At 60.3% G+C, this 23,184-nt stretch carries 22 protein-coding genes; 11 read left to right on the top strand and 11 right to left on the bottom strand.

The window, feature by feature from the left end:
* Positions 1–3 precede the first annotated feature (3 nt).
* Together cbiB and Q1A52_RS17080 are read right to left on the bottom strand one after the other, a co-directional pair.
* Positions 4–909 carry an adenosylcobinamide-phosphate synthase CbiB gene (cbiB, locus tag Q1A52_RS17075; protein WP_300018059.1) on the bottom strand — a complete coding sequence of 302 codons (906 nt, stop codon included), beginning with the start codon at positions 907–909 and terminating at the stop codon, positions 4–6.
* Complete coding sequence (locus tag Q1A52_RS17080) at positions 906–1,859, bottom strand: threonine-phosphate decarboxylase (protein ID WP_300018061.1); 954 nt, start codon at positions 1,857–1,859, stop codon at positions 906–908. The genes cbiB and Q1A52_RS17080 overlap by 4 nt, the downstream gene beginning before the upstream one ends.
* A 198-nt stretch (positions 1,860–2,057) precedes the next feature.
* Here Q1A52_RS17080 and Q1A52_RS17085 point away from each other — a divergent pair, with 198 nt between their 5' ends.
* Positions 2,058–2,438 (top strand): response regulator, encoded by a 381-nt coding sequence (locus Q1A52_RS17085; protein WP_300018064.1) that lies wholly within the window; start codon positions 2,058–2,060, stop codon positions 2,436–2,438.
* Between the two features lie 32 nt (positions 2,439–2,470).
* Here the strand turns inward: Q1A52_RS17085 and Q1A52_RS17090 are convergent, their stop codons facing one another.
* On the bottom strand, positions 2,471–3,445 hold the full coding sequence (locus tag Q1A52_RS17090; protein ID WP_300018067.1) for a glutathione S-transferase family protein: 975 nt from the start codon (positions 3,443–3,445) through the stop codon (positions 2,471–2,473).
* Positions 3,446–3,627: 182 nt separating this feature from the next.
* Between Q1A52_RS17090 and Q1A52_RS17095 the strand changes: the two genes are divergently transcribed.
* Positions 3,628–3,978 (top strand): hypothetical protein, encoded by a 351-nt coding sequence (locus Q1A52_RS17095; protein WP_300018070.1) that lies wholly within the window; start codon positions 3,628–3,630, stop codon positions 3,976–3,978.
* Between the two features lie 6 nt (positions 3,979–3,984).
* On the opposite strand, the gene Q1A52_RS17100 is transcribed toward Q1A52_RS17095, so the two are convergent.
* Positions 3,985–5,178, bottom strand: coding sequence for a MalY/PatB family protein (locus Q1A52_RS17100; protein WP_300018073.1), 1,194 nt, complete (start codon positions 5,176–5,178; stop codon positions 3,985–3,987).
* A gap of 98 nt (positions 5,179–5,276) precedes the next feature.
* Between Q1A52_RS17100 and def (Q1A52_RS17105) the strand changes: the two genes are divergently transcribed.
* From def (Q1A52_RS17105) to Q1A52_RS17125, 5 genes are all read left to right on the top strand, one after another.
* Entirely contained in the window at positions 5,277–5,795 is a 519-nt protein-coding gene (gene def / locus Q1A52_RS17105; RefSeq protein WP_300018076.1) for a peptide deformylase, read from the top strand.
* The gene (gene def / locus Q1A52_RS17110; RefSeq protein ID WP_300018079.1) at positions 5,792–6,295 is read left to right on the top strand and encodes a peptide deformylase; all 504 of its coding nucleotides are present in this window, start codon (positions 5,792–5,794) and stop codon (positions 6,293–6,295) included. The genes def (Q1A52_RS17105) and def (Q1A52_RS17110) overlap by 4 nt, the downstream gene beginning before the upstream one ends.
* A complete protein-coding gene (gene def / locus Q1A52_RS17115; RefSeq protein WP_300018082.1) occupies positions 6,292–6,789 on the top strand; it encodes a peptide deformylase in 498 nt (165 codons plus the stop codon). The genes def (Q1A52_RS17110) and def (Q1A52_RS17115) overlap by 4 nt, the downstream gene beginning before the upstream one ends.
* 93 nt (positions 6,790–6,882) lie before the next feature.
* Entirely contained in the window at positions 6,883–7,788 is a 906-nt protein-coding gene (fmt, locus tag Q1A52_RS17120; RefSeq protein ID WP_300018085.1) for a methionyl-tRNA formyltransferase, read from the top strand.
* A 13-nt stretch (positions 7,789–7,801) separates the two neighbouring features.
* Positions 7,802–8,038: a hypothetical protein gene (locus Q1A52_RS17125; protein ID WP_195821803.1), complete on the top strand. Its 237-nt coding sequence runs from the start codon at positions 7,802–7,804 to the stop codon at positions 8,036–8,038.
* Positions 8,039–8,040: 2 nt separating this feature from the next.
* On the opposite strand, the gene Q1A52_RS17130 is transcribed toward Q1A52_RS17125, so the two are convergent.
* From Q1A52_RS17130 to Q1A52_RS17155, 6 genes are all read right to left on the bottom strand, one after another.
* A complete protein-coding gene (locus tag Q1A52_RS17130) occupies positions 8,041–11,205 on the bottom strand; it encodes an efflux RND transporter permease subunit (protein ID WP_300018088.1) in 3,165 nt (1,054 codons plus the stop codon).
* Position 11,206: 1 nt separating this feature from the next.
* A complete protein-coding gene (locus Q1A52_RS17135) occupies positions 11,207–12,331 on the bottom strand; it encodes an efflux RND transporter periplasmic adaptor subunit (protein ID WP_300018091.1) in 1,125 nt (374 codons plus the stop codon).
* Positions 12,332–12,450: 119 nt separating this feature from the next.
* Entirely contained in the window at positions 12,451–13,137 is a 687-nt protein-coding gene (locus Q1A52_RS17140) for a TetR/AcrR family transcriptional regulator (protein WP_300018094.1), read from the bottom strand.
* Between the two features lie 3 nt (positions 13,138–13,140).
* The gene (locus Q1A52_RS17145) at positions 13,141–14,682 is read right to left on the bottom strand and encodes a trimethylamine methyltransferase family protein (protein WP_300018097.1); all 1,542 of its coding nucleotides are present in this window, start codon (positions 14,680–14,682) and stop codon (positions 13,141–13,143) included.
* Entirely contained in the window at positions 14,679–17,081 is a 2,403-nt protein-coding gene (locus tag Q1A52_RS17150; RefSeq protein WP_300018100.1) for an FAD-dependent oxidoreductase, read from the bottom strand. The genes Q1A52_RS17145 and Q1A52_RS17150 overlap by 4 nt, the downstream gene beginning before the upstream one ends.
* 108 nt (positions 17,082–17,189) lie before the next feature.
* On the bottom strand, positions 17,190–17,843 hold the full coding sequence (locus tag Q1A52_RS17155) for a bifunctional 2-polyprenyl-6-hydroxyphenol methylase/3-demethylubiquinol 3-O-methyltransferase UbiG (RefSeq protein WP_300018103.1): 654 nt from the start codon (positions 17,841–17,843) through the stop codon (positions 17,190–17,192).
* Positions 17,844–17,937: 94 nt separating this feature from the next.
* Between Q1A52_RS17155 and Q1A52_RS17160 the strand changes: the two genes are divergently transcribed.
* The 3 genes from Q1A52_RS17160 to Q1A52_RS17170 all read left to right on the top strand — a co-directional run bounded on the left by Q1A52_RS17160 (position 17,938) and on the right by Q1A52_RS17170 (position 20,043).
* Positions 17,938–18,840: a LysR family transcriptional regulator gene (locus Q1A52_RS17160; RefSeq protein WP_300018106.1), complete on the top strand. Its 903-nt coding sequence runs from the start codon at positions 17,938–17,940 to the stop codon at positions 18,838–18,840.
* Positions 18,841–18,929: 89 nt separating this feature from the next.
* Complete coding sequence (locus Q1A52_RS17165; RefSeq protein WP_300018109.1) at positions 18,930–19,313, top strand: hypothetical protein; 384 nt, start codon at positions 18,930–18,932, stop codon at positions 19,311–19,313.
* A complete protein-coding gene (locus Q1A52_RS17170; RefSeq protein ID WP_300018112.1) occupies positions 19,294–20,043 on the top strand; it encodes a hypothetical protein in 750 nt (249 codons plus the stop codon). Before Q1A52_RS17165 ends, Q1A52_RS17170 begins: the two co-directional genes overlap by 20 nt.
* A gap of 12 nt (positions 20,044–20,055) precedes the next feature.
* Here Q1A52_RS17170 and Q1A52_RS17175 read toward each other — a convergent pair whose 3' ends face one another.
* A complete protein-coding gene (locus tag Q1A52_RS17175; protein WP_300018115.1) occupies positions 20,056–22,056 on the bottom strand; it encodes a peroxidase family protein in 2,001 nt (666 codons plus the stop codon).
* 306 nt (positions 22,057–22,362) lie between these two features.
* Between Q1A52_RS17175 and Q1A52_RS17180 the strand changes: the two genes are divergently transcribed.
* A complete protein-coding gene (locus tag Q1A52_RS17180) occupies positions 22,363–23,076 on the top strand; it encodes a FadR/GntR family transcriptional regulator (RefSeq protein WP_299828213.1) in 714 nt (237 codons plus the stop codon).
* Positions 23,077–23,184 lie beyond the last annotated feature (108 nt).

The raw sequence follows: 23,184 nt of genomic DNA on the forward strand, positions 1-23,184 counted from the left end.
AGGTCACATCAAAACGAGCAGAACACAGAGCGCGAGGAACCCGGCCCATGCTTTCCACAGCATTGCGATACCGGCGTCTATGTCTACCGGTGTGAGGATACTGCGGCCGTCAGGGTTAACATAAGGAAAATCCTGCATCTGGCCGTCGTAGGCGCGGGGTCCGGCCAGTGCGACGCCAAGCGCGCGGGAAAGCGCCGCTTCTGGCCATCCAGCGTTGGGAGAGCGATGGCGACCCGCGTCTGCGCGGATGCCTGCGAGGTCAAAGCAGCGGGCGGGCAGGGCCAGCAGCGCTGCGGTAAGCCGGGCAGGGATCAGGTTCAGCACATCGTCAAGCCGCGCCGCGGCCCAGCCGAACGCTTCGTGGCGCGGGGTCCGGTAGCCGATCATGCTGTCTGCGGTGTTGATCAGTTTATAGACCACCAGCCCCGGCAATCCGGCGATCAGGAACCAAAAGGCGGGCGCGATGACCCCGTCAGAGAGGTTTTCCGCCGCACTTTCGAGCGCCGCGCGGGCGACCAAGGTTTCGTCCATCACGCTGGTATCGCGGCTGACGATGCGGGCGACCATGCGTTGCCCCTCGCGGAGCGACATCCGCAACCCGTCCGCGACGGCGGCCACATGTTGCACGAGGGATTTTTGCGCAAGGAGCATGGCGGCAATGATGATCTCGACCAGCGCGCCCGCCGTGCTGAGCAGGTACCCCAACACGCCCCCCACAATCACGAGGGCCATCGTGCACAGGATACCGTTGCGGCGTTTGTTGCGCCCGGTGTTAAATCGTTGGTCCAGAAAACCAACGAACCGCCCCATCAGAACAGCCGGATGCGGGACGCGGTCCCAGAGCCAGCGGGGTTCGCCCAGGACGGCGTCGAGGCACAACGCACAGATCAGGACGGCTGCAGTGCTCATGCAAGCGCCGCCGCAAACCGCGGCCAGTGCAACGCATGTGGCAGACCGAGGCGCAGCCAACGTGGATTGTATGGAAAGACGCGGCTCCAGATCCTGTGGTAGGCAAGCCGGGTTTGCCATGCGGCGGCGTCGTCTACCTCGTAAAGCCGGAAGAGGGTGGTGCCACCCAGCATCCGCGCCCCTGCAATCTGCATCTGCGCGTCCAGTCGTGCGGCGTCTTCGGCCAGGCGCGCCCTGGTGTCTCGCGCCCACTCCACATCGGCCAGCGCAGCCGCGCCCACATGCAGGGCGGGCCCTGACACGGCCCAAGGTCCCACGGCATCATTCAGACGTGCAATGAGAGCGGGATCACCTGCAATGAAGCCGAGGCGCAGACCCGCCAGCCCCCAGAATTTACCAAAGCTCTTGAGGACCAGCGTACCGGGTCGCGCGGTAAGGGCGATCAGCGATTGCATCGGTGCCACGTCGCAAAAGCTTTCATCGATGATGGTAAGCGCCGCATCAGGGCAGGGTAATGTCTCCGCCGTCCATGTCTTGCCATCGGGGTTGTTGGGGTGCACGACGACCTGCGAACGTGCGGGCGGGGTGTCCGTGACCTGCCAGCCCGAAGTGCTAAAGGCCGCGGCGTGTTCATTATACGTCGGTCCAGGGATGCAGACGCTGCTGGCAGGGACCAGTTGCGGGATCTGCGCGATCAGCGCGGATGCCCCGGATGCCGCCATCAGCCCGACACCTTCCGGTACCTGCCAAAAGGCGCGGGCGGCAGCAATCAGATCGGCAAGGGCGTTTTTGTCCGGCAGGGCTGTCCAGCAGTCTGCAGGCAGTGTCTTGAGCGGGTAGGGATGCGCATTGATCCCCGTCGACAGGTCGATCCAGCCGATTCGTTCGCCCCCAAACCGTGCAATTGCAGCATCCAGCCCGCCCCCATGATCGCGTTCGCGTTTCGTCAACAATATGCTCCAAAATCGAGAAACGTGGCGCAAAACCGCAGCTTTGCCCGTTGCTAAAAGCGGAAACCGGCCGGTTATTCAAGTGTGATCAGAATTGATAAAGATGTCGTTGATTGTTTAATGGTTTGTTAACCTTTGAGGCACACGACAGATGTTACGGTGTGAAACAATTCCGGAGCTTACCGGAATGGAGGACAGATGAAGGTTCTGATTGTTGAGAGCCAAAACGATCTGGCTAAAATTTGGCAAAGACATCTCGAGCGCATGGGTATGTATGTCGCGAGCGCGTCCGGGCAATCCGAGGCGATTGGCCACCTGAGCACACACGAAACGGATATCATCATCATGGACCTTGTCCTGAATGAGGGATCCGCCCTGGCGGTTGCGGATTATGCGAGCTACCGGCTGCCCGAGGCAAAGGTGATCTTCGTCACCAACACCTCGTTCTTCTCGGACGGCTCGATCTTCTCGCACGCGACAAATGCCTGCGCTTTCGTGCAAAGTGCGACACCTCCCGAAGACCTCGCGGCGATGGTCGAACACTACGGTGCGCCAACCCAGCATTCCGGCGCGGCCTGACCGCACGGAGACGATGCCAAAATCACATAGGGCTAACCGCGGCCATGCGGTGCCATGAAATCCAGATCGGGGCCGATGGGCACGATCCGGTGCGGATTGATGCTTTCGTGGCTGTAGTGGTAGTGCCGGATGATATGCTGGAAATTCACGGTCTTTGACACGCCGGGTGTCTGATAGAGATCACGGGTATAGGCCCAGAGGTTTGGGTAGTCGATCAGCCGCTTTCGATTGCACTTGAAATGCAGGTGGTACACCGGGTCAAAGCGCACCAGCGTTGTGAAGAGCCGCCAGTCGGCCTCCGTCTGCCGGTCTCCCATCAGGTAGCGCGTGTCCGACAGGCGCGTTTCCAGCCAGTCCAGCGTGTCGAAAAGCGGTGTCACCGCAGCGTCATAGGCCGCTTGTGTTGTGGCAAATCCGGCTTTGTAGACGCCGTTGTTGACCGTGTCGTAGATACGATCGTTGACCGGGGCGATGGCATCGCGCAGCGCCTCTGGCCAGAAGTCATCGGTGTTGCCCGTCAGGCCGTTGAACGCTCCGTTGAACATGCGGATGATCTCAGAGCTCTCATTGGACACGATGGTTTCGCGTGACTTGTCCCAGAGGATCGGCACCGTGACCCGACCGGAAAAGACCGGGTCAGCCTTGGTGTAAAGGTCACGTGCAAAAGGGAGGTTGTAGAGCGTGTCACCCGTGGCGCCCGAATTGTCCGCCTCGAAGGTCCAGCCATCGCTCAGCATGTCAGGATGCACCACGGAGACAGAGATATGCTCTTCCAAGGCTTTGAGTTTGCGGAAAACGAGGGTCCGGTGCGCCCAGGGGCAAGCGTAGCTGACATATAGGTGATAGCGCCCGGAATCGGGAGTGAAACCTCCCGTGCCGCTGGGCCCCGGGGCACCGTCCGCCGTGATCCAGTTGCGAAACTGCGCGTCGGCCCGTTTAAAGCGGCCCCCCGAAGACTTCGTATCGTACCAGCGATCGTGCCATACTCCGTCGACCAAAAGCCCCATCTTCAAACTCCTATTGCTCCGGGGTGAATCCTAAGGCAGGCCCTTCGCACATCACAGAGCACACCGCGCGCAGCCCCCCTGCATCCGCGCACAGGACAGAGGGGCTGACATAAAAACTTAACTTGATTTTTAGCTGATGAGTCCATCATGTGGTGGCTGGGGGCGATGTAGGACGTAACGATATGGAATCGACTTTTTCCAAGGAAATTCAAGCTGGTCTGGATCAGGCGCGGGTGGACGCATTGAAACGGTCATCGCGGCTGCGGGTAAATGTGGACGGTGACATCCTGCCGGTGCTGCGCATGTGGAAGACCGGTTTTGCGCTGGAAGCGGAGACACCGGGCCTGCGCGGATTTGTAGATCTCTATGATGGCAGTCTGCACCTTTTTCAGTGCCTGATCATCGCCAGCTATGATGAAGAGGGTGAGCGGCGCTACGAGTTCAAACGCGCCACGGCCGTGTCGGAAAAACCCGCCGTGGATTTCGAGATTAGTGAGGACGCCCCCGTCGGTCTGATCGAAGACGCCCGCTGAACCTGCCTATTGAAGGTCGCCGAAGGCGGTTGCGAGGCGTTCGCAGGCTTCTTTGACGCGCGACCGGGGCGTGCCGAGATTGAAGCGCATGAAGCTTTCGCCGCCTGTGCCAAAGCTGGACCCGTGGTTGGCCGCGATTTGCGCATCTTCCTGCACACGCCGAATGATCTCAGTGGTTTCCATCCCGGTGTCTTTGAAATCCACCCACGCAAGATAAGTGCTTTCGAGGGACATGGAGGACAGACCGGGGATCGCGTTTACTGCTGCGTCGAAAAGCCGGCGGTTGCCGTCAAGGTATTGGTTCAGGTCTTCGACCCATGCCGCACCCTCCGGAGAATAGGCGGCTTTCGCCATCATCAACCCGAAGGAGTTTGCCGAGAGACCGAGAGCCGATAGACGACGGGAAAAGGTGGCGCGCAGGTCTGGGTCTTCAATGATCACATTGCCCGTGTGGTGACCTGCGAGGTTAAAGGTCTTGCTCGTCGCTGTCATCATGATCAGACGGTCGGTGATCCCATCGATAAGGGCTGCAGGTATGTGGGAATGTCCGGGCATCACGAGATCATGGTGGATTTCGTCGGAGACGAGGATCAGGTCGTGGCGAAGGGCGAAATCCGCCAGCTGTTGCAGCTCTTCCCGCGTCCAGACCCGTCCGCCCGGATTATGCGGAGAACACAGGATGATCATCTTTTCTGCGCCAGTCATCTGGGCGTCATAGGCGTCAAAATCCATCTGGTACTGGCCATCCACTTGAACCAGCGGGCATTCCACGATCTTACGTTCAGCGGCATCGATGACGCGGGCAAAGGCGTGGTAGACGGGGGTAAAAAGGATCACGCCATCACCCGGTTCGGTAAAGGCGTCAATGCACAGTCCCGTGCCATTCACCAGCCCGTGGGTGTTGAAAATCCAGTTCTTCTCAATCTGCCACCCATGGCGTTCCTGCATCCACCACTGGATGGTTTCGCGATAGCTGTCTTCGCTGCCGTAATATCCGTACACGCCGTGATCAATCATGCCCTGCAGTGCGTGCTGGACGCAGTCCGGGGGCCGGAAATCCATATCGGCGACCCACATGGCAAGACCCTGATCGGCCGAAACCCCGTATGTTTGCTGCATGCTGTCCCACTTGCAGCAATCGGTGCCGCGCCGATCAATCAGGGTATCGAACCGGGCGTCATGGGGGGTGTCGAGGCTCATCAGGATCTCCTTGTTACCTGCCGCAAGCTAGCGGGAATTTCGCGCGCCGCAAGCCCGCGTGTGTTGCAGCCGCTGTGATGCTGGCTTACATGAAACCCATGAAGAGAAATATTCTGTTACATCCTGACCCACGGCTGAAAAAACAGGCAGCCCCCGTCGCTGATCTGAGCGATGATTTGCGTGCATTGGCCGATGACATGCTGGAAACGATGTACGATGCGCCCGGTGTTGGGCTCGCGGCGCCGCAGGTGGGTATTCTGCAGCGGCTTGTGGTGCTGGATTGCGTAAAAGGCGAGAATGAGCGCCCGCGACCGCTGATCATGTTCAACCCGGAAATCGTTTCCTCCTCGGACGAGATGAACGTCTACGAAGAGGGTTGCCTGTCAATCCCGGAACAGTTTGCTGATGTCACGCGCCCGGCGGAGGTCGAGGTACGCTGGATCGACCAGAACGGCAAGGAGATGCAAGAGACGTTTGATGGCCTTTGGGCCACCTGCGCGCAGCACGAGATTGATCATTTGGATGGCAAGCTTTTCATCGACTACCTCAAGCCGCTAAAGCGGCAGATGATCACGCGTAAAATGGTCAAGATGAAGCGGGAACTGGCCCGCGCATGACGATGCGCGACATTGTGCTTTGGCCGGACACGCGCTTGACAGAGCTCTGTGCCCGGATCGCGGCAATCACACCGGAAATTGAAACCTTGGCCACCGATATGCTGGAGACGATGTATGACGCGCCGGGGCGCGGGTTGGCAGGCCCGCAGGTTGGCGCCATGCAAAGAATATTCGTTATGGATACGGAATGGAAAGAAGGCTCACCTGCGCCGATGGTCTTCATCAACCCAGAGATCGAGACCTGTAGCAAAACGCAAGCCGTTCAAGGCGAAGGTTGCCTGTCCATCCCTGGTGTCGCGGTGGAAGTGTCCCGACCTGCTGAGGTCACGCTGCGCTGGACTGATCTGGCTGGAAAGGCGCAGCGGCGCATGTTTTCCGGGTTTGCGGCTGCCTGTGTACAACACGAACTGGATCATCTGAATGGCATCGTGACGTTGGACCATCTGACGGAGGCGGCACGCGCGTCCGTAGAAGCCGATTATGCGGACACTCTGTCATGACCCTGCGGGCGTTCGTGAAATGGCCCGATGCCCGATTGCGGACCAAAGCCGCCGCTATTGACGAAGTTAAAGACGACATTCGGACCTTGTGGGACGACATGATCGAGACGATGGATGCAATGCCGGGGATCGGGCTTGCGGCCCCGCAGATCGGGGTCATGCTTCAGGTCGCCGTGGTGGATGCCTCGGATGCCAGAGATCGGCGCATTCGGATGGCCAATCCGGAAATACTGGACGCCTCGGCCATCATGAACCTGCATGAGGAAGCCAGCCCAAATCTGCCGGGGGTCTCTGCCACGATCTCGCGGCCCAGAGGGGTTGCGGTGCGGTTTATGGATGAGACCGGGCTTTACGTCCGGCGTGATTTCGTTGGACTGGAAGCGACAAGCGTGCAGCATCAGATCGATCATTTGCAGGGACGCATGTACTTTGACCATCTAAGCAAGGTCAAACGTGACATGCTGCTGCGTAGAGCCCGCAAGCTAAGGAACTAAGGTGGCCTGAAAGCCCACCTTACCTGTTGGGAGCAAAGGCATGTGGTGGCAGGTAGGGTGGGCTTTCAGGCCACCTTTTGCAGGAGATGGAACATGCGCGTGATCTTTATGGGGACACCTGAATTTTCGGTGCCCGTCCTTGATGCCCTGGTGGCGGCGGGACACGAGATCGCCTGCGTCTATGCGCAGCCACCTCGGCCATCCGGGCGTGGCAAGAAAGAGCGTCCCGGCCCTGTGCACAAACGTGCGCTGGAGTTGGGATTGCCCGTGCTGACGCCGGTCTCTCTGAAAGATGCAGACGCGCAGGACGTATTTCGGGCATTCCATGCGGATGTGGCGGTTGTCGTCGCCTATGGATTGATCTTGCCACAGGCTATTCTCGATATGCCGAAACTGGGGTGCCTAAACATTCACGCCAGTCTTTTGCCAAGATGGCGCGGTGCTGCGCCGGTCCACCGTGCGATTATGTCCGGCGACGCGGAGACAGGTGTTTGTATCATGCAAATGGAAGCTGGATTGGACACGGGGCCTGTGCTGTTGCGGGACACTACAGAAATCGGTGAGGAGGAGACCACGGCTACGTTGCATGACCGGCTCAGTGCGGTGGGGGCTGCGCTGGTTGTGGACGCGCTGGCGCAGATCGGCCAGTTGGTCCCTCAGCCTCAGCCCGAAACCGGAGTGACATATGCCGACAAGATCGACAAATCCGAAGCCCGTGTGGACTGGCACCAGCCCGCAGAGCATGTGGATCGCCTGATCCGGGGGCTGTCCCCGTTTCCGGGTGCCTGGATCATGGATGGCGATACGCGCATCAAACTGCTCGGCGCGCGTCTTGCCGACGGGCAGGGCTCGCCCGGTACCGTTCTTCTGGACCCACTGCGGATTGTCTGTCAGGACGGGGCCGTCGAACTCACCCGCTTGCAGCGCGCGGGCAAAGCTGTGCAGGATGCGCAGGACTTCCTGCATGGTTGGCCAATGGCTGCGGGAAAGCAGCTTTGAGGGAGAAGGCGCGATGTTTCCAACGCTGATCGGCACCGTCGTGATTGCCGGGATTGTCGGCTATCTCTGCGAAAAAACCGGATTTACCCACAACGGCTATCTGCAGAGCATCATCATCTGCGTGGGCGGTGCGTTTCTGTTTTACTTCATTCGGCTGATGTTCGGCTTTGGCTTTTCTAGCCCCGGTCTAAACGCGATTGCCTCTTCCATCGGCGCCTTGATCATCGTGCCCTTTCACTGGCGAAAATAGTACTATTCGGCGGGCCGTCCGGTCAGAGCAGCCTCTTCATCCGGGCGCGGTGCCCGCACGCAAAGACGCAGGAGCGGCGGCACCGTGAGCAGTGTCAGGAAGGCGGACATCGACAGTCCCCCGACAACCACGGCACCAAGGCCACGGTAAAGCTCTGACCCTTCGCCCGGGATAAGCACCAGCGGCAACATCCCGAAGACCGAGGTCAGCGTCGACATGAAGATCGGCCGGATGCGGTTGCTTGTGGCTTCTTCGATGGCGGCAATGGGGGCCATGCCTTCATCGCGGAGGTGGTAGAGCGTCTGGTGCACGATCAGGATCGCGTTATTCACCACGATCCCGACCAGAATGATGAAACCCAGCAGTGTCAGCATATCCAGGGGCTGGTTCTGGAAGGTGTTCAGCAGGGCGAGCCCACCAACCCCGCCGGCTGCAGCGACCGGCACGGAGATCAGGATCACCAGCGGCAGAACGAAACTCTCAAAGAGGATCGCCATAACCAGAAAGACGATGATCAGCGCCACGGCGAGGTTGATCTGGATGGCATCCCAGGTCTGGCTGAGCTGATCGGCGGTGCCGGAAACGCTGACGCGGATGCCGTTGGGTAACCCCTGCTCTTCCAGAACCGAGACGACCTCGGTTTCCAGCAGCTCCACCGCCGCCTCCAGCGGCATGGCGTCCGAGGGGCGCACTTCCAGCGTCACGGTGCGCAACCGGTCGCGGTGCCTGATCTCTGTCGGACCGGCGGTGACGACAACATCGGCCAGTGCGGTGACCGGTACGATCTGCCCCGAGGGTGTCACGACCGGGTAGTTGCCGATGTCCTGTGTACGCTGGGCAACCTGCAGGCCCGGATCGCCTTTCAGCATCAGGTTCAAGCGCTCCGCTCCGACCGTGATCTCAGCCACGCGCAGCCCGTCGTTGAAGGCATCAACCGTCAGGGCAAGGTCAGACGCGCTGAGCCCGGCATCGGCCAGCCGCAGCCGGTTGGGCACCAGCCGAACCTCGGGGGCGCCAAGCTCCAACCCCGGGATCGGACGGAACTGATGGCCTTCGGAGCGCGGGAGCAGGCCTGCGATTGTGCCTGCCGCTTGACCGGCGACGGCCAGAATTTCTTCCAGATCCTGCCCGGAGATGTTCAGCTCAATGGTGCGCCCGCCGCCAACACCGCGCCCAAAAAGCGAGGGTTGCGTCATGAATCCAAAGGTGCCGGGCTCCGCGAATATCGGCGTCGACAGGACCGGGATAAGCTCGCCCGCGCGGGTGCCGTCAACGGCGGCGGCCCCGACAAAGCTGTTGCCCGGCGTTGCCACGAAGAAGAAATTCTCGATCGTCGGCGTGCCGTCTTCCATCTGGGGCGCGGGGGCTGCTTCCCAGAGCGGGCGGGCCACGTCTTCGATCCGCTGCGCGATTGTCTGTGTCGTGTCGAGGTTATACCCGGGCGGCGGAATGATCAGGCCAAATACCAGGTTTCGATTGCCTTCCGGCAGGTATTCCAAGCGCGGCAAAAAGATGACGCTGGCAATGGCCGCACCACCCGCAATGGCGGCCACCATCATCAGACCAATGGCCCGGAACCGCACCGTCATGCGCACGTAACGCATCACCAGCCTGTGGAACCCATGGGCCAGATGATCGAGCCCCCAGATTTTCATGGTGACCTGTTCGCCCTGTTTCAGCAGGCGGCTGGCAAGGGCGGGAATGACCGTGACTGCAACGACGAGCGACAGGAGCACGGAGACCGAAATCGCAACGGCGATATCACGAAAGAGCTGACCGGCTTCGAGCTGCATGATCAGGATCGGGATGAAGACCAGCACGGTGGTCAGGGCGGAGACGAGGATCGCGCCCCAGACCTGTTTGGCGCCCTTGTAAGCCGCCTCGCGGCGCGTCAGCCCCTGTTCACGCAAGCGGTAGATGTTTTCCAGCACAACGATGGCCGCATCGACGATCATGCCCACGGCAAAGGCAATCCCGGCCAGCGAGATCACGTTCAGCGTGCGCCCGGTGGCGGCCATAGCGACGAAGGTGGCTACGATACTGACCGGGATGGCCAGTGACACCACAAGCGTGGCGCGAGGACTGCGCAGAAAGGCGAGCAGGACCGCAGCGGCCAGCGCGCCACCGATCCAGATGTTCTGTGTCACCAGATCGATGGCCCCGTTGATGTACACGGTTTCATCATAGACCTGACGCATCTGCAGCCCGGCATCCGAGACGGGGCCTTCGTCCAGTTCGGCCAGCACCGCGCGCACGGATTCCATGGTCTCGATAACATTGGCGCCGGGTTCGCGCACGATGTTAAAGGCCAGACCGGGCTCCCCGCGGAAACGCAACCGGGCCCCGGGTTCCTGATAGGCAAAACCGACCTTTGCCACATCACCGACCCGCACGCGACCCGACCCGCCATTGCCAAGCTCGGAGCGCAGTACAACTTCTTCGATGGCGGCGACCGTGTTGAGGTTGCCCTCGGCGCGGACCACGTAGCGGCGTTTGCCCTCTTCGACATCCCCGGCGGAGAGGGAAATGTTTTCGTTGCGCAGGATGTTCACCACGTCCGGCACCGTCAGGTCAAACCGGGCCAATTGCCTCGGATCGACCACGACCTGCAATTCGCGGGTCACCCCGCCAAAGACATTCACCGCAGAAACACCTTCGATCCGCTCGACCCGGTCCTTGATGATGTCTTCGACAAAATCGCCATAGGTCGGCATGGATTGGGTGTTGCCCTCCTGCGCGGTCAGCAGGACCCAGGCAATCGGGCTGTCATCTGATCCAGAGGTGTCCAGCGACGGCTCGCCCGCCTCATCGGGATAATCCCCCACCCGATCCAGACGGTTCGAGACAAGCAGAAGCGATTGGCTCATATCCGTGCCAATGCCGAATTCCAGCGTCACCGATGCCTCGCCAGTTTGCGCGCGCGAGGTCATGACGTCAAGCCCCTCCAGCCCGCGCAAGGCCTCTTCCTGCCGGTTGATGATTTCCCGTTCGATCTCTGAGGGGGCGGCGCCGGGCCAGTTCGTGCTGATCACGACGATGGGTTTGCGGACGTCAGGCGCCAGTTGGATCGGAATACGGGTGACCGCGATGACACCGAACAGCACGGCCATCACGACTGCGGCCATGACGGCGACGGGGCGATCGATGGCGAACCGGATGAAATCCATATCAGCCTCCGTTACTGGCGCCCATGGGCGCGATGGCTTGCCCGGGGCGCAGACGCTCATTGCCGCGGGTGACGACAACCTCGCCCTCCTGCAGACCGCCCAGCACTTCGAACCGGTCCCCCAGTGCGACGCCGATTTCCACCGTGCGCGGTTGCGCCTGTCCGTCCGCAGCAACGAAGACGGTCCAGCCACCGCGCGCCTGGACAAGCGCATCCTTGGGCACGGACAGGACCTCGCGCGGTTCACTGATCGGGATGGACACGGTGATCGATTGCCCGATCGCGACGGTTTTCATGTCAATCAGAAGCGGTGAGGAAAAGCGTACCGGTCGTGTCCGGGTTGCGGTGTCTTCGACCGGCAGCAGCACCCGTACCGTCAGGGCAAGCTCCTCACCGGCCTCGGTGATGCCGCTGACCTCAAGTCCGGGCTCCAGCACGCGGATGTATTTTGAAGGTACGCTGGCTTCGATTTCAAAAGATTGTGTGTCCAGCAGCGACACGACCGGCGCGCCGGAACTGATGAATTCGCCGGGGTTGGTGTTGACCTCTAGCACGATTCCGGAAAACGGCGCGGTGATGCGGGCGCGGTCCAGCTGATAGCGGGTCTCGGCCGCATTGGCCTCGGCGGTCTGGACCCGTGCCTCGGCCTCGGCCAACTGTCCCTGAGCCTCGAAGAAATCACTTTGGGCCTCGTCGAAACGGCTGGATGAGAAGGAGGTGGTGCCGCGCAGACCTTCAATCCGCGCCAGCGCTTTTGTCGTGCGGTCAACACGGGATTTGGCCGTTACGATGCCAGCCCGCGTTTCGGACAATCCTGCATCTGCCTGACGTGCGAGAATTTCCAGAAGCTCGGTATCCAGTTCGGCGAGGATATCCCCTTCGGTTACGGTAACTCCTGCGAGCACATGAACTTTTTCAACGGTCCCTGCGATACGGCTGGCTACGGTCCCTTCGCGGGAGGTGACCACCTCGGCAAAGAGGGGCACCGTTTCCGCGATGGATTGCATTTCTACCGTCTCGACGCCAACGGTGGCAGGCCCGCCTTGCGCGGCCACCGTGCTGCCGGTCGCCACGATGGCACCGGTCACAAGCAAAGAACGCAGCAGATTCGGAAACGGGTTTGTCATCATGGATATGCTTTCTGTGCCTGACGCAGGCGATAGGACCGGGACTTAGGTAAGTCCTGCAGCAGTCAAATACCACTTCAGCGCGCAAACGCACCTGCAAATTCCAGTGATCGCGAAGATTATTCCGGCGCTCTGCCCGATTCAAGGTCACGCGCATAAGTGATGAGAGCGTCCACTTCTTCGGCAAGCGGCTCTTGCCCGGTGAATCCAAGCAGATAGCTGGACACCAGGCGGCTGCGCGCTTCCATCGGTTCATTCAATTGCGCGTCGTCGTACCCGATCTGCATGTAGTAGAGGATGCGCGCCCGCGCGACGGCTTCCAGATCGGGATATCCGAACCGGGCGAACATCGCGCGCAACGCCTCCAGCCGCTCGGCTTCGGAGGCATGCAAGACCTCGCGCACGCGCGGTGCGCGGCGTGCCCAGTCCCGTATGGCAAAATCGAGCCGCGTGCTGAACAGCGCGGGGTTGATCACGCAGCGAAAGACATTGCCGACGGCTTCGGTGATGGTGGTTGCTGGGGCCTGCGCCTTGGCCACAAGGGCGGCGGTGTTGGTTTTCTGCCAGTGGTCAAGCAGGGCATCCAGCAAATCCTGCCGCGATTTGAAGTACCAGTAGAAGCTGGAGCGGGAGACCTGCAGTTTCTCCCCGATGAGCTGAACTTTCACACCCTCCACGCCATGAGCCAGCAACGCTTCCAACGCCGCGTCCAGCCAGTCCTGCCGGGTCACCTTGATATTGCCTACGAGGGGGGCTTCAGTCTCGGAGACGTCCGGGGGCGGGCCGGGTTTTCGCGGGGCGTTCATGTTTTAGCTTTCCGGTGGCGCACCGCCCGCAGCGGATTTCCGGCGGATGTTGTCGCGCAGGTGGCCGAGGGCGGTTTCATCCACGCGCGGTCTGGCAGCCTCTGCCACAATCTGTTTCCACATATCGGTTGCGCGGGTTGTCGCATCCTTGCCTCCGCGCTCCTGCCATGTGCCAAAATTCGAAAGGTCCCCGATCAGGGGTTCGTAGAAGGCGGTCTGGTATCGCTCCATCGTATGGGCTGCACCAAAGAAATGCCCGCCCGGTTGCACTTCTTCCAGCGCTTCCAGACCGATATCGGCGACGTCCGCTGGTGTTTCCGTGCAAAGCTCTGCAACCATTTGAAGGACTTCCAGATCGGTAATCAGCTTTTCGTAGGATACGGTCAAACCCCCTTCAAGCCAACCGGCGGCGTGGATCACAACCGTCGTACCGGCGAGCAGACAGCCCCATGTGCCAAATTGCGTTTCATTGGCCGCCTGCACGTCGCCGAGGTTCGCCGCCGAGCCAGAGGCGCAGCGCCAGGGCAGGCCAATTTTGCGCGCCAGCTGCCCGGCGGCAAGGCTGGCCTTGAAGTGCTCGGGCGTACCAAAGGCAGGTGCGCCGGATTTCATGTCGACGTTCGAGGTGAAGGTGCCATAGCAGACCGGCGCGCCGGGGCGGACAAGCTGCGTCAGGGTGATCGCAGCAAGGGCTTCGGCATGGCTGAGCGTCATCGCACCGGCCACCGTGATGGGCGCCATTGCACCCATAAGGGTGAAGGGGGTCACGATGCTGACTTGGCCGGCCTTGGCGAAATCCATAAGGCCCTGCGCCATGGGGATATCGAGGGTGCGGGGCGAATTGGTGTTGATGATGGTGTAACAGTGGCTTTCCGCGGTGAACGCGTCGTCTGACAGACCGCGGAAGTCGCGGAGCATCTCAAAGCTTTGCGTCACCTGCGGTGTGCCGCGCGAGAAGATGAAGGGCACCTTGTCCGATAGGGATAGCTGCGCGTCGAGCGTTGCGTAGTGGCGCAGGTGCATCGGCACATCCTGCGGTTCGATCAGGGGCGGCACCATGTGCAGCACGTCGAAGTGTTGTGTCAGTTGCACGAGTTCACGGAAGTCGCGTTCCTTGCCGGGCCGGCGCCCACGTTCCAGATCGGTGGCATGGGGCGCGCCCGCGCCGGGTTGGAACACAAGGTTTCCAAGCTCCAGCGTGATGTCACGATCATGCACGGCCCCGCGCACGGGGATCGACCGTGGGGCGGTTGTGAGCGCCGCTTCGACCATCTCGCGCCCGATGTGCACCATTTCTGTTTCGTCATGCACCGTCGCGCCGCCCGCCTTGTATGCTTTGCGCGCGGCGGGCAGCAGGACTTTGACACCCAGGCGTTCGAGCACGTCGAGCGCGCTGTCGTGGATCGCCTCGATCCGGTCATCCGAGAAGACCGACATAGGCGGGAAGGGGTTGCGCAAATTGCGGTAGTCGACGGTGCGCTTTGCGGGCGGCGCGCCGCCGCCCCGGCGCGTCCGCCGTCGCCCGCTGTTCTCGGCGAGGGTCATGCCCGCATGACCTTGCCCTGGGGGTCATAGGGCGAGGGCGGGATCACCTTTGCTGCACGTTCCACCCCCACCACATGCACGCTGAGCGCGGTGTCCGGTTTGGCATGTTCGGTGTTCACCAGCGCCATCGCAAGCGATTTGCCGGTGGTGTGGCCATAGGCGCCGGAGGTGACGAAGCCGATCTTCTCCTCGCCTGCCCAGATCGGCTCATAGCCACTGGCATCCGCATCCTCAGCGTCAATCTCCAGCGTGACCTGGATTTGTGCGGGACCGTTTCCGTCCCGCTCGGCTAAGGCGGCGGATTTGCCGACAAAGTCCTTGCTCCAGTCTATCCAACGGTCCATGCGGGTCATGCCCGGCGTGTAACCTTGAGTGAATTCCGCGTTCCAGATGCCGAAGCTCTTCTCGATCCGCAGGCTCAGCAGCGCATTGAAGCCGACCTCGCGGATACCTTCGGCTTCGCCAGCCTCGAGGAGGATGCGGCGCAGGGCGGCATGATCGCCTGCCCGGCAGTGAATTTCGTACCCCAGTTCACCCGTGACCGACAGCCGCCCGACCTTGCAGCGCAGAAGACCGATGTCGAACGAACTGCAGCCCATGAAGGGCAGATCGCCGACCGCACCATCGGTCAATTTCTCGATCACCTTGGTCGAGGCCGGGCCGGAGAGGGAAAAGCCGCCCATCTCGTCACCGAGATCTCGGACAGTCACCCCATCTTCCATATGGTCATTGAACCACCGCATGTGCCAGGCGCGCAAATAGTAGCTGCCCATGATCCACCAGGTTCCGTCACCCCAGTTGAAGACGGTCAGATCGCCTTTCAGGCGCCCGTCTTCGGCCAGCATCGGAGCGAGCTTTGCGCGGCCTGGTTTGGGCAATTTCGACGCCATGACCCGATCGAGCCATTTTTCGGCATTCGGCCCCGTGACCTCGAAGCGGGAAAAGCCGGTGATGTCGAGCAACCCGACACCATTGCGCACTGCGTGACATTCATTGGCCACGATCAGGTGTGCGTTCGAGCGTTTCAGGGAAGGGGTCTCCTCGAATCCTGGCTCGGCGAAGTAGAGCGGCACCTCCAGATCCCAGCTTTGGCCCCACTGGCAGCCCGCGGCGGTCATATCCGCATAAGCGCCTGCGGTTTTCAGCGGGCGGCCCGCGGGCAGTTGCTCGTTGGGATAGGTCATCACGAAGCGGCGGGTGTAGAACTGGCCCGTGGTCTCCTTGATGTACTGCTTGTTCTCGGCCCAGACGCCGTAGCGGGCGACGTCCATGCCGTAGACATCGGCCTCGGGCGCGTCGTGGATCATCCATTCGGCAAGGCTCTTGCCGACGCCGCCCCCTTGCAGGAAACCCGCCATGACCGCGCAGGCGGACCAATAGCCGCGTTTGCCGGGCACGGGGCCGACCAGCGGGTTGCCATCGGGCGAGAAGGTGAAGGCGCCGTTGACCCAGGTCTTCACACCGACCTCCTGCAGGCAGGGGTAACGTTCGAAGCCCAGGGTCAGCTCATGCTCGATGCGGTCCGGGTCTTCCTGCTGCAGCTCGAAGCCATACTCCCAAGGCGCGCCGTCCATCATCCAGTGTTGGTGGTTGATCTCGTAGATGCCCAGCAGCACGCCTTTCTGGTCCTGCCGCAGATAGGTGAAGCCTTCCAGATCCACAGTCATCGGCACCTCAAAGTCGATGTCTTCCAGCTGCGGGATCGTGTCGGAGATCAGGTAGTGGTGGTTCAATGGCGAGACCGGCAGTTCGATCCCCGCCATGCGTCCGACCTGCTTGGCCCAGAGGCCGGCGGCATTGACCACATGTTCGCAGGTCACGGTGCCCTTTTCGGTGACGACCTCCCAGCCTTGCAGCGTCTGGTTCAGCTCCAGCACGCGGTTGTGTTCGATCACCTCTGCGCCGCGTTTCCTGGCCGCACCGGCATAGGCGTGCACGGTGCCCGTGGTGTCGATGTAGCCCTCGCGGTCCGCCCACATGCCGCCCAAGAGCCCGTCACCGGACATGATCGGGTTGAGCTCCATGGCCTCTTCGACGGTGACGAGGCGGCAATCCTCGATGCCGATGGACTGGAAGGTGCGGTAGGCCGATTGCAGCCACTCCCAGCGGTCGGGTGTGCCCGCCATGGTCAAGCCGCCGGTCATGTGCAGGCCGATGTTCTGACCGCTTTCGGCTTCGATCTCGCTGAGAAGGTCGATGGTATAGGCCTGAAGCTGGGCGATATTCGGGTCCGCGTTCAGGGCGTGAATGCCACCCGCCGCGTGCCAGCTGGAACCCGCGGTCAGCACGGAGCGCTCGATCAGGCAGACGTCGGACCAACCCATCTTGGCCAGATGATAGAGCACGGAGGCGCCGACAACGCCGCCTCCGATCACGACAACGCGATAGTGCGACTTCATGGCAGATCCTCCCGATGATCGTTGCGTTCTGGACAGTGATGTACAGTCCTGCTCAAACGCTAAGATCAAACGGACCCACCCGTCAAGAAATTGCTGATCGCGGGCGTGTCAGCCGGGTTTGCGCGCGACGATGAAGATGCCCTTGCGCGGGCCGGGGCGCCAGGATTGCTCGATTTCGAACCCGGCGTCCCTGACCATCTCTTCCAACTCCGAGCTGGTCACAAAGAGGACATGCGGCAGCAGCTTTAGCGCCCTGCCAACAACGGCAATCGGTTTGAACCATCTCATCCCGTCACCGAGGCAAACGGTACTCGAAAACATCATCCCGCCCGGTTTCAACATGTCGAAACTCTTGGCAATGGCTGCGCGCGGGTCTTTGAGAAGGTGCAGAATACTCATCGCCAGCACCGCGTCATAGCGATTGTCCGGCGGTTCGAAATCCTCGATCCGGTTCTGCACGAAGGAGACGTTTTCGATGCTCTGATCCTGCGCTTTCCGCTCGGCAATAGAGATCATTTCGGCAGAGAAATCAAAAGCCAGAACGTGGTTGACATAAGGCGCGTGGATCAGCGCGGTTGTGCCGGTGCCGCACCCGAATTCGAGCAGGTCCATGTCGCGGGTCAGGAAAGACCGGGTGATGGCCAGCTTGCGTTCATAGGTCGCCTGATCTGCAACCGGGCGTTTGGCATAGCCCTGCGCAACGCGGTCCCAAAAACGCGATTCGCCTGCGTTGGATAGAGGGGGCGGAGGGGCATAGGTCATAGATGTTCACCTTTGAGTAGAGATGGCACTGTCTTACATCTGCATGGATCGTAAATAAATTGACCAAATGCGCTTTCCTGATATGCATTTTTGCATGGATTGGCGCTCTATGAAGTTTGACTGGAACCACGCGCGGGCTTTTTTGATCACCGCGGAGGAGGGGTCGCTTTCGGCGGCTGCACGGGCGTTGGGAATGACGCAACCGACGCTGGGTCGGCAGGTCTCGGCGCTGGAGGAAGAGTTGGGTGTGTTGTTGTTCGACCGGGTTGGTCGCAGCCTGAAGCTCACCGCGAACGGGTTGGAGCTGGTGGATCACGTGCGGGCGATGGGGGACGCGGCCAGCCATGTTTCGATGACCGCATCGGGGCAGTCGACCTCGGTAGAGGGCACCGTGCGGATTACCGCGACAGAGGTGGCGTCGGCCTATGTCCTGCCCGCGATGATAGTGCGTTTGCGGCAGCAACATCCGGGTATCGAGGTTGAAGTTGTCGCCACGAACCATCTGCGGGATTTGCGGCGTCGCGAGGCGGATATCGCGATCCGAACGGTACGTCCGACAGACCCACAGCTTATTGCGCGCAAACTACCCTCTGAAACTGCGCATCTCTATGCGAGCGGTGACTATCTTGACCAAAATGGACCCTTTGATGGGCCGGAGGCGATGTCGACGGCGATCTTTTTGGGCTTTGATGAGAACAACCAGTTTATCGAGGCCCTGAACGCGCGGGGGTTGCGACTGTCGGAACACCAATTCCCGGTGCGCACCGCATCGCATTTGGCGCAGTGGCAGATGGTTCGGCAAGGTCTGGGTATCGGGGCGATGCTGTCGCGCGTGGGTGATGCCGACCGGTTGGTGCGCCGAGCTATGCCATGGTTTGACGCATTTGCGTTTGATGTTTGGCTGGTGGCGCACCGCGAAGTGAATTCCAGCAGACGGGTGCGGTTGGTTTTTGACTGGTTGGTCAGAGAGTTCAATGCGCTGCCAGAATCGCCTTGAAGGAAGAAACTCAACAGGCGCTGACGGGATTTCTTGAAATGCGCACTGACACCTGAAAAGATGATCGCAGGAATCTGATGGGGGTTCAGATGCTCAAAATGCGATATGTTTTGCCACTTGCGGTCGGGTTAGGGGCACCCGTGCTGGCCTGTGACTACTGTTCGGCGGAGGTCACACTGACATCGGAGCTGGCGGAATGCTACCTGCAGCGCGTCGATGTGGAGATCAACCAGATGCTGGAAGCGAACCTGCCCGCCCAGTTAATCAACCTGGCTTCCTGCGATGGTGTGGAAACGGCTACCCGTGGAACATCGACCCTGCCGGGGGTCAGTCCCGGTGAGAAGAAACCCGATCTGAGTTTTCTGATGGATGCCGCCGGTTTGCGCTGCCTTGCGTCTGAGCTGCAGACCGCAACCTGGTCGCCTGATCCGATCAAAACCTTTGAGGTCCGGCGTGACTGCGAAGCGCGGTAAGTCCCGCAAGACCCTCTCGCACGAGATGATGAACGAGGTGTTGGCGGAGCCTGCGCCCGACCTTGATGTCGATGTTGAGGGCGCCAATGACCGCGACGTCGATGAAGAGGGGCATGCACCGCCGACCCGCCGTCCGATCGAACCGGGCAAAGATAACCCAGAGCGTTCGACCCTCCTGACGCGTGCAGAGCAGTTGATGCGTATCGCGGCCAGTCTGGGCGTAGCGGCCGCTGCCATCCTCGGGGTGATCGAGTATTCCAACGCCAATGAAGACAACCGGCGCGAGCGCTCGCTTGAGATCGTGCGGGATTGGCAAGCAGAAACGAATGTCCAGCGATATACGTCTGTTCAGGAATTTGTTGAGAGCAAAGTCACAGAGCCCACGTTAAAGGCACAGTTACAGGTTTTATCGCCAGAGGCGTTACCCGATGCGCAAGCCAACCTGGGTCGTGCGTGGACGGCTGCTTTACGGGACAGCAGCGCGCCACAAGACAGGCAGATTGAGCGCGATATCGACCGGTTGATGCTGTTCTTTGCGCAGATGGAAATCTGCATTGCGTCGGAGCTTTGCAACGCGGAGGTGCTGCGCGCCTATTTCGATCTCGAAGTTTCATCCTTCTGGACGTACTTCAAAGGCTATGCAGAGCTGCGCCAGAGCGCAAATTATCAAGGGTATGGGGATCCGGTTGCCCGGCTTGTGGAGCGTTTTGCGGCGATGCCGGATCCCTGATCAACCCGTGCGTTACTCCCGGACCCACCCGGTCTGGGTCATGCCCACAAACCCGAGGTTTTCCGGCGCGGGGATGTTGCGCAGCACCAGGTCACGCATCGACCCGCAGGCGGCAATCTGCTCCCAGCCATATTTGGAAAAGGTGGGGTGCTCCTGTGTCGGGTCTTCGGGGGGCGTGAAGACGTGCTCCGACAGAAGTGGATTTGTCAGGGCCTGCGAAAAGGCGTCAAGGGCCACGAAGGACAGGATTGTCTGCGGCAGCGGGGCGTTCTTGACCCGGTCTTCGCAAAACAGGCCTACAAAGAAATCGACCCGGTTCACGTCGCCGTATGTGTCTTGGAGCAGTTTCGCAACGCCCCGGTTCGAACTGATCTGCGACATCTCGGTGATCGGCAGGCGCTGCAGGTACTCCAGATAGTCCGTGAAGGGGCGCAGGCGGCAGAAGCGACCCTGTGCGACAGAGGCTTCCTCCACATGCATCAGTGATTTGGTGGTGTTGCGGGGGCCAACTTCGCCCGCAGATTGTGCGCTCATGTCCTCAAAGGCGCGCCCCAGCCCGATGTCGATCAGTGGCTTGTTTTCCATGAAGTAGGATGGGCTGACCTTATGCGCTGTCTCGCCCCAAGTGATCTGATCAGGGATCAGCGCGTGCCAGCGGTAGAGCAGGCTGAATTCCGTTGTGATCCAATTGGGCCGGTTCCATTTCGCGCCCCAGGCCGCCTTTGGGTCCGCCTTGATCCGGAAGGCGGTGGGCGCAATGTGGTTGATGTAATCTTCAACCACGATCTTGATGAATTGCACGACGACGATGTTGCGTGCCGTCTCGAACACCCGGTCATCGTCCCAGGCTGGGTTGCGCTTCCCAAGCTCACATGCAAGCCGGTTATGTTCGCGCAAAAGCACCGTGTTGATCATCGCCGTTTGCGGCACCGAATTTGCCCGGTCGCCGCCAAAGGCGAAAAGCCTGCCGCGTTTCTCGCGTACCCGTGCGGCCACTTCCGGCGTGCCTGATTTTATTGCCGCGTTCAGGTTGTCCAGGCCGAGGGGTTTGTCGAGGATGTCGAACTCCTGCTTGATGTCATCGCCGTCGAAGAGGAAGGGCGCAAACTCCTCGCCGTCCAGCACCTGGCTTTTCAACTTGCCGCGATCCTCCGGCGCCGGGGAGGTGACCCGTAAGGCCGCCGTCTGTGCCGCCGTCCGTCCGTAGAGAGGGCAAAGGTCGATATTGTGGTTCGAGGTGTTTCGTTTCAGGCGGTCGGGGTCCTTTTCATCCGTTGTGGTGCGGATAAACCCGTCCGTCAGATACTGCGCGAAGGAGGGGAAAAGGCAGGTCGATTTCGGACAGAGGCGTTGCGTGTCCCCCGTCCGCGCAAACAGATGTTGGATGTCATCCCATGGCGGCAGGCTTTCAGGGTCGATGGGGGACGGGCCAAGATGACGGGCGCTCCATTCCGTATCTGTCAGACTGGACCAGGACGTGTAATCGCTCCTGGTGGAGAAGGGATGCGGCCGGTTGCGTACCTGATTGACGATGCGGTTGATGACAATGCGGTTGATCAATGCGTCAAGCGGTGGGATTTTCGCGATCAGATCGACGATCCACTGCACGTTCAGCAATCCCATCGCCTTGTTCCCGATCCATCCAAGAATGCGCCGCTTTGCCAGCTCTACACGGCGGCTTTTCTTCATGCCGCCGTAAAAAACCCGGAAGATCGCGGGAAAGACAAGAATGAACCACAGCTGACGCGACCAGGGGAGATCGAGGGCATAGACGGACCAGAGACCCGCAACGACACTAAGCCCGGTGAAAATCCACCAGCCTTCCTGCTCGTCGCGCCAGATGTGATAAATGCCATACAGGCATCCCAGAAAAACGGGCACCAACAAAAGGCGTGCGCCCTCACCAGGGAACTGTGTTGCATGCGTCATCGCGTGATAGACGATGATCGCGCCAATGATGAAACAGGTTGCTGTCAATAAGGTTTTGCGTTGCTGCGCACTGTCGGTTGCCATGATAATCCTCCGGCACTATTTAAATGACTTTGTAAAATACCGACCACTTCACACTAAAACGGCACATTTTTCTAGTTTAGATTGCGGTCGGCCTGAATCTCGTTGGTCAGCTTTTGTGTCCTAAGCACTGCTGTGTTGTGACGCCGGTTGAATATTTTCGTTTCAAGGCCGAATATTTTTTTGGATTATGTTCAATCTCCTCATTTTGCGTTGTAGAAATGCAGTGCTGACCGATTTCAGAAAGCTTCCACAATGCTCCCGTCTCCACCTCGCTCTCCGCAACCCGCTTCGCGGCGCAGCCGTCCAATGCGTGTTGCCGATACGATCAAAGATCTGGTCATGGCGCGGGATCTCAAGCGCGGTGATCGCCTGCCAGCAGAGTCCGAAATGATCAACAGCTTCGGGATGGCCAAGAGCACCATTCGAGAGGCAATGCGCATCCTGGAGGCGCAGGGATTGGTTGAGACCCGCACAGGTCCGGGGGGCGGTAGTTTTGTTGCGGAGCCTTCAGCGGAGCGGGCGCGCTCATTGCTGGGCAACTACTTCTATTTTAAGGATGTAAAGCTTGTAGAGGTATACCAGTTACGCCGCTTGCTGGAACCTGAATTGGTGGCCTCTCTCTCGGGGTGTTTAAACGAGGATCAATTGACCGAGTTGGAACAGCTTTCCGAGCGATTCCCCAACCCGCCGCACACTACGGAAGATGAGCGTGCATACCACATCGGATCGCTTGAGTTTCATGTGCGGCTGGCCTCTTTCGCGCAAAATGAGTTGTTGGGCTTCGTGATTGGTTTTCTGACGACCGTTCTGTCGGAGCTTACAGTTTGTCGAGGCGGTGCGGAGCATGCCGCAGCAGCGCTCTGGCGCAAGGGAGGGTCATGCCGCAAACGCCTGTTGATCGCATTGCGTGAGGGATCCCCCGGAGATGCACGCAAGGTGATGCTGGAGCATATACTGGCTGAAGAGGCGATAATGCTGTCCCAGAACGCAGAGCTGCGGCGTCGTTTTGTAACAAGGTGACATCATCCAACGAGCTTTCTGACCCTTGCGCGGCGATATTTCGTTGGTGGCGAAGATCTCGATTGCACCTTCGCGTCGAAGGCGATTTGCATGGGCTGACCGGCGCAG

Origin of the sequence: uncultured Roseobacter sp., from assembly GCF_947488185.1 — a bacterium.
Taxonomy (GTDB): domain Bacteria; phylum Pseudomonadota; class Alphaproteobacteria; order Rhodobacterales; family Rhodobacteraceae; genus Roseobacter.